A 13,010-nucleotide genomic window follows, 5' to 3' on the forward strand; every position below is an offset into this window, starting at 1 on the left:
TAATAGATGACCTTATCCCTATGACCCATTATTAAATTTGGGGAGCTGACCATGGTTGCTACTTCAGTCCAAACAGCCCAAGACTTTGTCCGCTGGCTGGATCACGTCCGCCTGACGGATATTCCCATGGTGGGGGGTAAGAATGCCTCCCTGGGGGAAATGATTCAGCAATTGACCTCAAAGGGCATTGCGGTGCCCGGTGGCTTTGCCACCACCGCCCATGCCTACCGACACTTCATCTCTAGCAACCAGCTTGATGAAACCCTCCGCCATCTATTTGCCGATCTGGATGTGGCGGATGTAAAGAATTTGCAACAGCGGGGCCAGCAAGCGCGATCGCTCCTACTCCATGCCCCCTTCCCGCCGGAGCTAGAAGTGGCCATCCGCGATGCCTACCGGGATATGTGTAACCACTATGGCCCCGATGTAGACGTAGCCGTGCGTTCCAGTGCCACCGCTGAGGACCTGCCCGATGCCAGCTTTGCCGGACAGCAGGAAACCTACCTGAACGTCCACGGGGAAGCCCAAATCATTGAATCCTGCAAAAAGTGCTTTGCTTCCCTCTTTACCGATCGCGCCATTTCCTATCGCCAGACCAAGGGCTTCGACCACTTCGATGTCGCCCTGTCTGTCTGTGTGCAAAAAATGGTGCGCTCTGACCTGGCCACCTCTGGGGTCATGTTCTCCATTGATACGGAGACCGGCTTCAAGGATGCCATCCTGATCACCGCTGCCTATGGCCTGGGGGAAAACGTCGTCCAGGGTACCGTCAATCCCGATGAATACCGGGTGTTCAAACCCACCCTGAAGCAGGGCTACAACCCCATCCTCAGCAAGCGCTTAGGCAGCAAGGCCCTGTGTATGGTGTATGACACCGGCGGTAGCAAGCTGGTGAAAAATGTCCCTGTGCCCTTGGTGCAACAGCAGCGCTTTGCCCTCAGCGAAGCGGAAATCCTCACCCTGGCCCGCTGGACCTGCATCATTGAAGACCACTACAGCAGCCTCCGGGGGGGCCAGTTTACCCCCATGGATATTGAGTGGGCCAAGGATGGCATCACGGGGGATTTGTTCATCGTTCAGGCTCGCCCCGAAACGGTGCAGTCCCAGCGGCAAGACAACGTCCTGCGCACCTACCAGTTGCAAAAGCCGGAGGGTACCCAGCCTCTAGTCACCGGACGGGCGGTGGGGGCGATGGTGGGTAATGGCCCCGCCTGTGTGATTTTGGATGTGCAGGAAATTGAGCAATTCCGGCCTGGGGAAGTACTGGTCACCGCCAAGACTGACCCCGACTGGGAACCGATCATGAAACAGGCGGCGGCCATCGTCACCGATCAGGGGGGACGCACCTGCCACGCTGCCATCATTGCGCGGGAGTTGGGCATTCCGGCGATCGTGGGCTGTGGCAATGCCACCAGCGCAGTCAAGACGGGGCAAGCGGTCACCGTTTCCTGTGCCGAAGGGGAAGATGGCTATGTCTATGAGGGAGCCTTGCCCTTTGAGGTGAAGGAAATGGCTCTGGATACCCTGCCCACCACCCGGACTAAGGTGATGATGAATGTGGGTAACCCGGACATGGCCTTTGGCCTTGCGGCCTTGCCTAACGAAGGGGTGGGGCTGGCCCGGATGGAGTTCATCATTGCTAATCACATCCAGGTTCACCCCTTGGCCTTGGTGAATTTTGACAGCCTCAAGGATGGCTCTACCAAGCGTAAGATCGCTAAGCTCACCCAGCGCTATGACGACAAGCCCCAGTATTTTGTAGACAAGCTGGCCCAGGGGATTGGCACCATTGGCGCGGCCTTCTATCCCAAGCCGGTGGTGGTACGCCTGTCGGACTTCAAGAGCAATGAGTACGCCAACCTGCTGGGGGGCGAACCCTTTGAGCCGAAGGAAGAAAACCCCATGATCGGCTGGCGGGGGGCCTCTCGCTACTATGACGAGCGCTACCGGGCTGGGTTTGCCCTAGAGTGCCAAGCTCTGAAGCGGGTGCGGGACGAGATGGGCCTGACCAATATCATCCTGATGGTGCCCTTCTGCCGCACCCCGGAGGAAGGCCGTCGGGTGCTGGCGGAAATGGCTAGCCATGGCTTGGTGCGGGGGGAAAATGGCCTCCAGGTCTATGTCATGTGTGAGTTGCCTAGCAACGTCATTCTGGCGGATGAGTTTAGTCAGGTGTTCGATGGTTTCTCCATTGGCTCCAATGACCTGACCCAGCTCACCCTGGGGCTGGACCGCGACTCGGCCCTGGTGGCTCACCTATTTGATGAGCGCAATGGGGCGGTGAAGCGGATGGTGGCGATGGCGATCGCAACGGCGAAAGCCAACGGTCGCAAGATCGGCATCTGTGGCCAAGCCCCCAGTGACTACCCTGAGTTCGCCCGCTTCTTGGTGGAACAGGGCATCGACACGATGAGCCTGAACCCTGACTCGGTGATTCGCACCATTCTGGACATCGCTGAGATGGAAGCCTCTCTGTAAGGAAGTAACTCTGGCTGCCCGGTTAGCCCTGGGCAGCCTGTTTGATGCCAGTGGATTCACAGCGCGATCGCCCTCAGAGTTCTGGGGGCGAATGCTCGATCACGCATAGATGGCCTCGCAATCGATTCTGGCTTTCAAATATGGATTCATGCCATACCAATAGCGAATCACATCCACATCTCGGCCAAACAATGTTTCGAGTTCAACTTTGAGATGAAATCGCTTAAACATATTGGGTTCTATATGCACCACGATGTCGATGTCACTCTCGGCGTGGGCCTCGTTGCGGGCAACGGAACCAAAGATGCCGATCTGCTTGACGGCATATCGGTCTGCAAAATCAGATTTTAGATCGCATAGCTGCACCAGAATATCTTCTTTGACAGGTGGGAGCATTACATCAAAATACTTTTGATCAGGCATAGTTTAGATCCTGAATTTTCCTGCTGAGCCTCAGACAGGGAGATGAAATAGTGAACGAGTAAATCTTAAAACCTGCTCTTTCTTTTCTTCGGGAAATGAGGCAATCATAGCAACAATTCGATCTTTTAATGGCACCCAAGATTGAGTTTCTGCCCGCCAAACGACAATGAATTGGCTAGTAGAAAAGGACGTTAATACTAAGGTTTCTCCGTAGGCATTGGCAAACTCAACTTCATAGGCTGTATCTGTATACTTTTCTACAATGGAACCGCGATCGCCTGCTTTGAGCTTGTGCTCAGGTACATCTACAGTTAGCTCAACAACATCAAATAAGTCAGGTTTAGTCATTTTTGCCTCGGAATATATCACGCAAGATTATTCCTTTTTAATTTGATTCGTCAGCCCTGCTTTTGTAAAGCGGCCAGCACTTCCTGGCTTTTGTCGATGACCACTGACCCATCCGATTTCCCTATGCAGCCGTAAACGTAAGACTGGTTAAGCCCAACACCATTTCATCGTGCTCAAGTTTGTCAGCTATCACACGCAAAGCCAGTGCTTGGACATGGGCGATCGCCTGTGGCTGGGTGTCGCTATAAACTAGGACACCGGGAATTTCTAAAACTTCAGCGATCCAGCGCCCATCCTCTTCCTGTTCCGTTTCAACCGTGAATTGATTCGATAGTTGATTTTCCATCAGTATTCAAATAAGGCTTTGCTCTTTTTGGGAAAGTTTTTTCGGGAATTCTAACATTTTTTACTCAAGATCAGTTCCATATTTTACCCAGTCTGTCGCACTAATAAATTCTTCTGCTTCATAATCTTTTGGGCTACCAAACTGTTCTCGAATTTCTGCCATCTCTTGCTCACTGACTCGCGGGATTAATGCACGGCATAAAGCAAGGCGCTCTTCTCTCAAGATCTCGCGCACTGCTTCTCGAATCGTTTCACCGATTGCTTCACGAATACTTTGCTGAATGATAGCTTTCAATTCTTGAGTTTCCATTGTGATACCTTATCGGATCAAGGACTCGGTAATCTTACGAAGATGCTAACACTAAGGCCAACCTGAATATCAGAGACGTTGTAAATGATGTCTGAAGAATCCGAAAGCTAGGCACAGACCATCTGACCGCTTTTCCTAGTACTGGGCATGGGCAGCGTAAATCCTCTGGCCGTTCTATCGTGGCACACTTCGGCCCCTCACCCTAGCCCTCTCCCACGGGGAGAGGGGACCGGAAAATATTGGGCTGGTGGAGCATAAGTTTGATTTTCAGGGTTTCGTAGGGGGCATAACGCTAAGGCGCGGCTTCGCCCACGCGAAGCAATGCACCGCCTAGGGGAAATGGTCACAGGATTTGCGCCGCAGAGTACTAGTCTGTGGGTAGGCCGAGGTCGGGTAAGGCGTTGACGATTTTGACGGTCTCTAGGCTGACGGTGATGACCTTTTTGATCAGTCGAACGATGTATTCTTCATCGTCGAGGCGGTTGGGGTCGTTGGTGATGCCGCTGCGTTTGTCGGTTTTGATGCGGTATTGGTCGATCACCCAATCGAGGGCGGAGCGGTTGCCGAGGCGGTACTCAAAGGCTTCTGGGGGAATGCCTGTGAGGGTGAGAAAGTCGTTGTATTTGAGTTGGGTTTTGTCTTTGCTGAGGCGCATTTTCTCTACGCGCCAATCAATGGGCAGGTCTTTATTTTCTAGGTGTTTGAGGGGATATTCTGGCTGATCTTCGTAGTGGACGTGGATTTCGGCTAGGCGTTGGCCTGCGATCGCAAAGGGGCGAAATGCGGGGGCGTAGGGAATGCGGGGGAGTTCGCGTTTGAGGTTGGCGGCGTAGCGGGTGCGGTAGTGGGGATGGTGGAGAACGGCGTAGGTGTAGTAAAAGATGTCCCATTTGGTAATGGTGGAATCTTCGTAGTGGGTTTGAAATTGTTCTAAAACCCAATCGGTAATATTTTCTCTACGGTTCGTGCCGTCTTTATCGTAAGTGTAGAAGGGAAAACACTGAGAACCACCTTGCGTGAGCAAATTGGGTATGCAGTGAATCATCAAAGAATACATAGAAATTTCTGATCCAATTTTCAACCATATAGCTCTATTCTCAACTTCCGACTCTAAAGTAGGGAAGAAAAATCTTTGAAGTGTTGGTGCATCAATTAAGACATAATCAAAATAAAGATATTTTTTTGAAAAGGGTCTCCATTGAGAAACTCGAATTTGTGTTTCATCAAAATCAACTAGTTTCTCACGCTTGAACTTATCTATTAATAGAGAAGACCATTTTATTCTTTTGCTGTCATTCGTGACAAACTTGAGTATCTCCCCTGGCTTTCGAGCATTTCTCCATCTAGCAATTTCAGTATTATATGTTTCACAAAAAAGACTGACATTTGTTTTTAAACTCTCATGGCTATATGAATATAGCCAATCATCTCTATTTGTCGAAACACCCAAAGCATATTGATCAAAAACAACATCTTCTAAACTCTCAAAATCTAGCTTTGAGCTTTTAGTTCTTTGGGAGGCTAGAGCAATGTATTCGTCGTATTCTGGCTTCAGTTCGCGACCAAGCCAAATATAGTTCTTGGTAGGCTTGATGATTTCCCAATCAAGCTCTGAATAAACTCTAGAGCTTTCTAAGAAATGGTATTTATTTTCTTTGCGCCAAAATTCATTAACATTTTTATAAAAAATATCAATCCCCTGCTGATTTTCTTTCTTGATCAGAATACTTATTGATACACCAACTTGTATGCCAAAGACATTATGTGTTGTTCCCGAAAGCTTGGGATTTTTTCTAAGAGGGTGTCTGAAAAGCTGGAATGTAGGTATGAATTAGCACGTTAGTCGCCTTAACATGACTCGAATATTGGCCACATAAATCCATGCCTCAGCGGTCTCTGGTAGGCGCTCATAGTCTTTACTCAAGCGGCGGCAAAAAGTAAACCAGCCAAATGTGCGCTCCACCACCCACCGCTTGGGTAACAGCACAAATCCCTGCGCACAGTCGGGGCGCTTGATCACCTCAATCACCCATCGAAAGCGGTCCATGATCTCTTTCATGAAATCGTTACCGCTATATCCCCCATCAACCCAAATGACACACAGGCGAGTGAACCACTGACTAACCTGATGCATTTTTTCTAGCACCTTTCGTGCGCCATCCCGCTCAGGGAGACTCGCTGCGGTAACCACAACCATCAGCACTAAACCCATTGTGTCGACCACCACGTTTCGCTTCCGACCTTTGACCTTTTTGTTTGCATCGAAGCCGACCGACTCCGAAATGTAGACATCGCTGTTCACCGACTGACTATCCATCACCGCTGCACTGGGAGACGCTTCGCGCCCCTCCGTTAACCGCACCAACTCCCGCAATCGGTGATTGATGTGTTCCCACACCCCATCATTGCGCCATTGGCGAAAATAATGGTAGACCGTTTTGGCCTTCGGGAAATCATGGGGTAAGCACCGCCACTTGGTGCTATTGTCCAGAACGTACAGAATCGCATTGACCACTTCTCGCATATCCGTGCTCCGAGGTCGTCCACCAGGCTTCGCCGGAGGAATCAAGAGAGAGAGAATATCCCATTGTTCATCAGTCAAATCGGTGGGGTAGGATAATCGCATTGCCCTCAAAAACCCTATCAAGTGTACTTACTGACTGATAGAGTAGCGTTTTTGAGGGCCTTTCTACTTCTCAGACACCCTCTAACGTTGCCGCCCAAATCCAAACAATATATTTTGCTAAAGTCTCGCTCAAGATTTTTTCTCATTCCGCCAAAAGTGTCTTGATCTAGAAAAGAGTTGTTTGAAACGAAGCATACAATACCTTCCTTCCCAATCCTGTCAGTTGCCCATCGAAATGCCTTTATGTAGGGATCAAATAGAAGTTTTCTTGTTGTGCGACCTACTGATGCACAATCTGATATGTAAGTCTTTTTGATCCTGTCATCTAAGGCATCGTGCTTTCGGTTTTTATTCAGATCCATCTCATTTTGTTGATTTGCATTGTATGGAGGATTCCCAATGATTACAAATATACTTTTCTGCTTTTGCTGCTCAACTCTTTGAGTATTGGCAGCATTAAAAAGTGACAATTGCTGGCCCTCTGTCAATTCAAAAGTATCAACCATACAAATTGAATCGAAGGATTCATACCTTCCAGTTTGTTCAAAGTATTCATGCTCAATATTCATTGAGGCAATGTAATAGGGCAGCAACATCACTTCATTACAGTGCAATTCATGTTGATATTTATGGGGTAATGCCGACTTCTGAATTTCTGCAATCTCTCGCATAATGCGAATAATGAAATTCCCCGTCCCCACAAACGGATCGAGAATATGCACCCCCTTATCTACCAGCGACTTGCCAAATTCCCGCTGTAAGATATCCTCAACACTTTTCACCATGAAATTCACAATCGGCTGCGGCGTGTAGACAATGCCGTGGGTATCCGCCACCTTGATCGAAAAGCCCTGAAAAAAGCGCTCGTAAATCGTGTTTAAGAAATCCTGCTTTTGAGAAAAGTCATCAATCGTGGCGGCAGTTTCCTCAATCGCGCCATAAAACCGATCCAAACTGCTCAGAAAGTGAGCCCGACTAAATGACTTTGACGTAAGCGCATTGATCACCTTCTCAATTTCCACCGCAATGATGTTGCGTTGGGCAAAGTCGGGATTGTTAAACACACTGCGAAAAATTCGCTCCGTCAGCAAGTGCTGAATCAGCATTTCCTCCACCGCTTGCTGACTCAAGTTGGGGTTGATCGACTGCCGACACAGGGTTAAAAACTCCTTAAAGGCATCAATAAACCGCTTGTTCGTCTTTGCCTGGGCCTGAATCAGCTTGAGCAACGCATTGCCATGATCCTGCACCCGTTCCCCAAATTCCTCAACCGCTCGTTCCCATTGGTCAATGGCCGGGGGGCGATATTCAAAAAACTGCCGGACAATATCCACCAACCGCTGGGGGTCAGTGATGTCTTCATCCATTACCAAGCGGCCATCCTGGTACAAAATGGCGCGATCGGGCTGTTGAAAGATGATGTTGTCTTTGGGGTAGCCCGTCTTAAATTTCTTCTGGACTTCCTTCCTTAAGTCGTCCCGGCTATCCTTCGCTTCCCAGTAAGCCCGTGCCAAGTTGTAGCTATCTACCAACGCCCCATCAATGCGTAGGGGCTGTTGCTTGGGGCGCTTGAACGGCCATTCCGGCACTAGAGTCCAGGAGAACTGCCGACCGCAGGACACCAGTAAGTTCTGAAACGCCGTCTTCACCGCCATCTCATGCTTCACCCCCAACTGCTCATAGTCCTGGAGGGCGGCGTAATAGGCTTTGATGGGTTTGTGGGTGGGCTTCAGGCTGAGGCTAGGCATTGAGCGGGACTCAGTAACGTTACAAGAGGGCAAACAGCCCATCGTCGATTTCGTAGCCCAACATTTAGGGATTTTTCAGCGTGATTAAGCGTGTTCCAGGGCGTTGCAGTAGGGCCACCATCATCCCAGCGGCAATTCAGTTGGTTTTGTCGATTTTAATAGACCTGTTGGGAAATAACGAGAAAAATCGCTGAAACCCTTATACAGCCTGACTTTCAAGGATTTTTTGACAAAATCGCTGAAACGCTTACCAGGCAAGGCTTCCAAGGATTTTCGAGCTTATTACACAACAACTCTAATGAATGGCAGCATTTTAAGGAATAGAGATTAAATAACGTGGGATAGCCGTCCCGGCTGTCCATGGTCAGGCAAGATGCCTGACCCACAAGAATTGCATGTTCAAGGATCCGGGTTCCTAAGGGTGGAGGATGTGCTGGAACCACTGCTCGAAGCGATCGCCGAGGGCGGCCATGGAAAACTCTGTCTCGGCTTGGCGGCGGCAGGCGCGGCGATCTAGGGCATCAATGTTGCTAAGGGCTGTGACTAAACCAGGAATGCTGTCGGGTTCCACGAGCCAGCCAGTCTGCCCATGGCGGACAATTTCCGCAGGACCACCACGGCGGTAGGCAATGACGGGTACGCCACAGGCCAGCGCCTCGATCGCGACATTGCCAAAGGCTTCGACCCAGTGGGGTGTCATCACCAGAGCACGGCAGGTGCGGAGATGGGCTTGCATTTCCTGGGTGGGAAAGAATCCAAGATAGGTCACAGGGGCATCGGGATATTTAGCTTGCAGCTCATGCCAGTAGGCTTCGTTCTCCAGCTTGCCCAGGATCTTGAGGGGGGTTTGACTTGCGATCGCAACTGCGATCGCATCCTCCAGACCTTTCTCTGGCGAGATGCGTCCCACCCAAGCCAGGTCGGGTCCTGGCGTCTCGCAATAATCGTAGAGCGCCAGATCCAGCCCGCCTCCCAGAGGAAAATAAGACTCCAGGTCAGGAAAGGTCTGGGCCTGGGTGTGGGTACAGAGCCCCAGGGTACCGGGATGGGTGCGGGCCACCTGGGTAATTACGTGATCCATGGCCTCCGTCAGCGACCCCATGCTGACGAAGTGGGCAATGGGGGTGGTGAAAAAGGTTGTCAGGTAAAAGGGCAACCAGTCATAGGCCACATGGAGAATCAAGTCGTAGTCTCCCTGGACCTGACGGGCATAGTCCCACATTGCGGAGAGCACCGACGGCTCCGGCTGGATCACCGCCATCGTGCGGCTGGCCGTGTGGGCCGTAGGCTGCCACTGCCCCGGCAGGGTAACCAATTGCACGGGCAAGGGCAGTACGGACTGGTCGGGGGCCACCACGGTTATCCGGTGGCCCCGGTCCTGTAGCACCTGCACCAGATTCGTGAGCAACAGCTCCACCCCGCCCCCGAGTCCCGAGCTCAGCGGTCCTACCGGGGTGGATATCAACAGCAACCGTAGCCCCACTCAGTTCCTCCAAATTTTTCAGGACTAGGTGGCTTCGCCAGCCCACGCCTGAGTTTCCCCGGCCACCAGATCCTGCCACCACTGTTGCACGGTCTGAGCAGAGTCCGCCAGGAGAGTATTGCCCTGACACAGAGCCTCAGCATACTGGCGCTGGGGAACTTCTCCCGCGCCCCCCGCCTCCACATGGCGCAGGATTGACTGCACTAGGGGCAGGGCAATGCCCACGCCAAAGAGGGCGTTGAACCCGGCCACCACCGCTGGAGCCGATAACACCACCACCACCTCTGGAAACAGGGCCATCACGGCAATCAAGAGCAGGAAGAAAATCGGGGTGGCAATCCCTGCACTGACGGCGGCTTCGACAATCTTGTCGCGAAAAACCTCGGCGGTGATATCGCCGCGATAAAGATCCAGGGTGTAGGCCAGGGCAGTAACGACAGCCTGGGTCAGGACGGCGGTGCCCGTTGCCGCCAGCCCCAGTTGGGCCACCGTGGCGGAATTTTTAAGCACCGAGTCAATGGCGTTGTGGACCCGAATATAGATCTGTTCGCCCCCCGTCATCACCTGGGCACCCCGCTGGTGGTTGTGGAGGCCCAGTTCCCAGAGGATATTGTCGGCTCCGTTGCCGCCGCCCTGGGAATGGGGATGAATATGGCTGGCTTGCTTATCCGATAGAAAGACCCGGATATCCCATTCCTTAGCTCCCAACTTGGAGGGGCCAGGGATCTGGTCGAACAAACCCATAACATCCGCTGAGGAGCGAGGCCCATCCCCCCGACGCACCCCGGCATTTTGTAGCCGTCGGGCCAGGTTGGGCATTTCGGCGGCGAGAGCTTGGGCAGTACGGGGCAAGTCTTGGAGAGATTGGGTGACTTCCCGACCAGCGGTGCCAACACCCGCAATTGCGCCTTGCCAGTTACCCAGGGCTTGGCCCATGGACTCTAGCCATTGGGGGCTGGCGGTTTGAGAATTAGAAGCAGGCATAAATTGAATAGGGGATAAAGGTTCGGTCAGGGCATCAGCGGGGGCATGCTGCTGGGCTTTAGATCCAGCGAAATCCCCCCAATTCCCGAACCTTGTCCCTAGTGGAGCGTCAAGCTTAAGGTTATGAGTGCCTTCGAGATTGGTTTCTGATCATGACACCAATGCTGCCTGGGCTGGCCACGCCGTACCTCCGTCCAGGGAGCAGGCCCGAGGACAGTTGCTGCGTAGGGTGGGGGCAAGGCTATCCGCACTTGCCCTAGTTACTCCACTGTGACGCTTTTCGCGAGGTTGCGGGGTTGATCCACATCCAAGCCCCGGCGGGCGGCAATATGGTAGGCCAGCAATTGGAGGGGAATCACCGTCAGGATTGGGGAGAGTAGTTCCTCCACGGGGGGAACGGGCAGGAGGTGGTCAAAGGTATACTCCGCCTCGGCATCATTCATGGGCACGACCCCAATCAGTTGGGCGTCGCGGGCCTTGGCCTCTTGGGCGTTAGAGAGCACCTTCTCGTAAACGCTTCCCGGCATTGCGATCGCAACTACCGGCACCTTGGCATCCAGTAGAGCGATGGGACCATGCTTCATCTCCCCAGCAGGATAACCTTCGGCGTGGATATAGCTGATCTCCTTAAGTTTTAGCGCCCCCTCTAGAGCAATGGGAAAGTTAATACCTCGCCCCAGATAGATGAAATCCCGCGTTTCCCCAAAGCTGTGGGCCAAATCCTCGATGTAGCGCTCCTGGCTCTCCAACACCAGTTCGATCTGGGCTGGGAGTTGACGCAGACCCTCTAGGATGTCCGCCATGCGATCGCGACTCACCGTCCCCCGTCGATAGGCCAGATCCAGCGCCAGAAAGTAGAAGGCCATCACCTGGGCAGTGAAGGTTTTTGTTGCTGCCACCCCGATTTCGATGCCCGCCTGGGTATCGATAATTTGGGGAATCAGGCGCGAGAGGGAGCTTTCTGCCCGGTTGGTAATTCCCAGCATCCGAGGAGCTAGGGCTGCATCCGCTGTTTGCTGGCGGCGGTGCTGCTCCATTTCGAGCGCCGCTAGGGTGTCCGCCGTCTCCCCCGACTGGGTGACGCCGATGGTGAGGGTGTGGCGGGTCAAGGGAGAGGGAGAATAGCGAAACTCCGAGGCGTACTGCACCATGGTGGGCAGACCCGCCAATTGCTCAATCAGGTATTTGCCCACCAAGCTGGCGTGCCAACTGGTGCCACAGGCCACCACCTGTACGTGCTCCAGCCCCTCTAGCAGGTCATCGGGTAGTCCCAGGGTGACAGGAGGACTGGCTTTTTCCGCCGTCCAGTCCGTATCCAGATAGGTTTCCAGCCCCGTGCGGACGACGCCCGGTTGCTCATAGATTTCCTTGAGCATGAAATGCTTGAATCCCTGCTTTTCCACCATGATTGGGTTCCAGTTCAGGGTGAAGGGATGCTTCTTGAGGCGATCGCCGCCAAAGGTGTAAACCTCCACCCCCAGCGGCGTCAGGCGGGCCAGTTCGCCATTCTCTAGGGGCAGCACGGCGCGGGTGTGGGGGACGATGGCGGGGGTATCGGAGGCACAGAAAAATTCCCCCTGGCCAAAGCCGATGATGAGAGGAGCCTGCTGCCGCACCACGATCAAGTCGTCGGGAAAGTCTGCATTAATTACCGCTAGGGCAAAGGCTCCCTCCAGTTGGTTGACCGTAGCCCGTACCGCCTCCAAAAAGGGATCTCGCGCTGCTAGGGAACCGGGAGTCATCACCGGATTTTTCAGATACTCTGCAATTAGGTGGGGAATCACCTCGGTGTCGGTGTCGGAGCGAAACTCGTGGCCCTTGGTTTTCAGAGTCTCCCGCAGTTCCCGGTAGTTCTCGATGATGCCGTTCTGCACTACCGCTGTGCGGTGGTAGGTGTCGGTGTGGGGATGGGCGTTGTGTTCCTCCGGTTTGCCATGGGTGGCCCAGCGGGTGTGGCCAATACCGACTTTGGCGGGATTCTCTGCCCCGGCGATTTTGTCTTGGAGATTTTGCAGCTTGCCTTTGGCCCGTACACAGTGCAACTCCCCTTCCAGAATGGTGGCCAACCCAGCGGAATCATAGCCGCGATATTCTAGCTTTCGCAGTCCTTCCATGAGGATGTCGCTGGCGGAGCGAGTACCGATATATCCAACGATGCCGCACATAGGGGGGCTCCTGGGTAGGGTGGGTGGGGGGTGTGGTCTGACTGGTGTATAGGATACATGGGGTGGTGGGGAGTTGGGGAGGGTGATGGGGTGATGGGGT

The 13,010-nt window shown here is 52.9% G+C and carries 11 protein-coding genes; 1 reads left to right on the plus strand and 10 read right to left on the minus strand.

Going from position 1 to position 13,010, the window contains the following annotated elements; translation table 11 throughout:
* The first annotated feature begins 51 nt into the window (after positions 1–51).
* Positions 52–2,478 carry a phosphoenolpyruvate synthase gene (ppsA, locus tag LEP6406_RS0200425; protein WP_008316803.1) on the plus strand — a complete coding sequence of 809 codons (2,427 nt, stop codon included), beginning with the start codon at positions 52–54 and terminating at the stop codon, positions 2,476–2,478.
* Between the two features lie 99 nt (positions 2,479–2,577).
* On the opposite strand, the gene LEP6406_RS0200430 is transcribed toward ppsA, so the two are convergent.
* The 10 genes from LEP6406_RS0200430 to glmS form a co-directional block, all read right to left on the minus strand.
* Positions 2,578–2,901, minus strand: coding sequence for a nucleotidyltransferase family protein (locus LEP6406_RS0200430; protein WP_008316805.1), 324 nt, complete (start codon positions 2,899–2,901; stop codon positions 2,578–2,580).
* A 30-nt stretch (positions 2,902–2,931) separates the two neighbouring features.
* Positions 2,932–3,249 (minus strand): DUF4926 domain-containing protein, encoded by a 318-nt coding sequence (locus LEP6406_RS0200435; protein WP_008316809.1) that lies wholly within the window; start codon positions 3,247–3,249, stop codon positions 2,932–2,934.
* A 121-nt stretch (positions 3,250–3,370) separates the two neighbouring features.
* On the minus strand, positions 3,371–3,595 hold the full coding sequence (locus LEP6406_RS0200440) for a type II toxin-antitoxin system HicB family antitoxin (protein ID WP_008316810.1): 225 nt from the start codon (positions 3,593–3,595) through the stop codon (positions 3,371–3,373).
* A gap of 60 nt (positions 3,596–3,655) precedes the next feature.
* Positions 3,656–3,904 carry a hypothetical protein gene (locus tag LEP6406_RS0200445; protein WP_008316811.1) on the minus strand — a complete coding sequence of 83 codons (249 nt, stop codon included), beginning with the start codon at positions 3,902–3,904 and terminating at the stop codon, positions 3,656–3,658.
* 367 nt (positions 3,905–4,271) lie between these two features.
* Positions 4,272–5,732 carry a type ISP restriction/modification enzyme gene (locus LEP6406_RS31780; RefSeq protein WP_315874579.1) on the minus strand — a complete coding sequence of 487 codons (1,461 nt, stop codon included), beginning with the start codon at positions 5,730–5,732 and terminating at the stop codon, positions 4,272–4,274.
* Positions 5,733–5,735: 3 nt separating this feature from the next.
* Positions 5,736–6,530 (minus strand): IS5 family transposase, encoded by a 795-nt coding sequence (locus tag LEP6406_RS0200455; RefSeq protein ID WP_027268711.1) that lies wholly within the window; start codon positions 6,528–6,530, stop codon positions 5,736–5,738.
* A 17-nt stretch (positions 6,531–6,547) separates the two neighbouring features.
* Positions 6,548–8,185 carry an N-6 DNA methylase gene (locus LEP6406_RS0200460; RefSeq protein WP_202807502.1) on the minus strand — a complete coding sequence of 546 codons (1,638 nt, stop codon included), beginning with the start codon at positions 8,183–8,185 and terminating at the stop codon, positions 6,548–6,550.
* A gap of 508 nt (positions 8,186–8,693) precedes the next feature.
* The gene (locus LEP6406_RS0200465) at positions 8,694–9,749 is read right to left on the minus strand and encodes a glycosyltransferase (RefSeq protein WP_225886381.1); all 1,056 of its coding nucleotides are present in this window, start codon (positions 9,747–9,749) and stop codon (positions 8,694–8,696) included.
* A gap of 36 nt (positions 9,750–9,785) precedes the next feature.
* On the minus strand, positions 9,786–10,745 hold the full coding sequence (locus LEP6406_RS26035) for a hypothetical protein (RefSeq protein WP_008316791.1): 960 nt from the start codon (positions 10,743–10,745) through the stop codon (positions 9,786–9,788).
* Between the two features lie 260 nt (positions 10,746–11,005).
* Complete coding sequence (glmS, locus tag LEP6406_RS0200475; protein WP_008316793.1) at positions 11,006–12,910, minus strand: glutamine--fructose-6-phosphate transaminase (isomerizing); 1,905 nt, start codon at positions 12,908–12,910, stop codon at positions 11,006–11,008.
* Positions 12,911–13,010 lie beyond the last annotated feature (100 nt).

The organism is Leptolyngbya sp. PCC 6406 (assembly GCF_000332095.2).
Lineage (GTDB): Bacteria > Cyanobacteriota > Cyanobacteriia > Phormidesmidales > Phormidesmidaceae > PCC-6406.

Excerpts from the sequence above, each read along its gene's own strand:
- LEP6406_RS0200460 (WP_202807502.1), bottom strand. The coding sequence starts at position 8,185 with ATGGCGGTGAAGACGGCGTTTCAGAACTTACTGGTGTCCTGCGGTCGG.
- LEP6406_RS0200430 (WP_008316805.1), bottom strand. The coding sequence starts at position 2,901 with ATGCCTGATCAAAAGTATTTTGATGTAATGCTCCCACCTGTCAAAGAA.
- glmS (WP_008316793.1), bottom strand. The coding sequence starts at position 12,910 with ATGTGCGGCATCGTTGGATATATCGGTACTCGCTCCGCCAGCGACATC.
- LEP6406_RS0200435 (WP_008316809.1), bottom strand. The coding sequence starts at position 3,249 with ATGACTAAACCTGACTTATTTGATGTTGTTGAGCTAACTGTAGATGTA.
- LEP6406_RS0200440 (WP_008316810.1), bottom strand. The coding sequence starts at position 3,595 with ATGGAAAATCAACTATCGAATCAATTCACGGTTGAAACGGAACAGGAA.
- ppsA (WP_008316803.1), top strand. The coding sequence starts at position 52 with ATGGTTGCTACTTCAGTCCAAACAGCCCAAGACTTTGTCCGCTGGCTG.
- LEP6406_RS0200455 (WP_027268711.1), bottom strand. The coding sequence starts at position 6,530 with ATGCGATTATCCTACCCCACCGATTTGACTGATGAACAATGGGATATT.
- LEP6406_RS26035 (WP_008316791.1), bottom strand. The coding sequence starts at position 10,745 with ATGCCTGCTTCTAATTCTCAAACCGCCAGCCCCCAATGGCTAGAGTCC.
- LEP6406_RS0200445 (WP_008316811.1), bottom strand. The coding sequence starts at position 3,904 with ATGGAAACTCAAGAATTGAAAGCTATCATTCAGCAAAGTATTCGTGAA.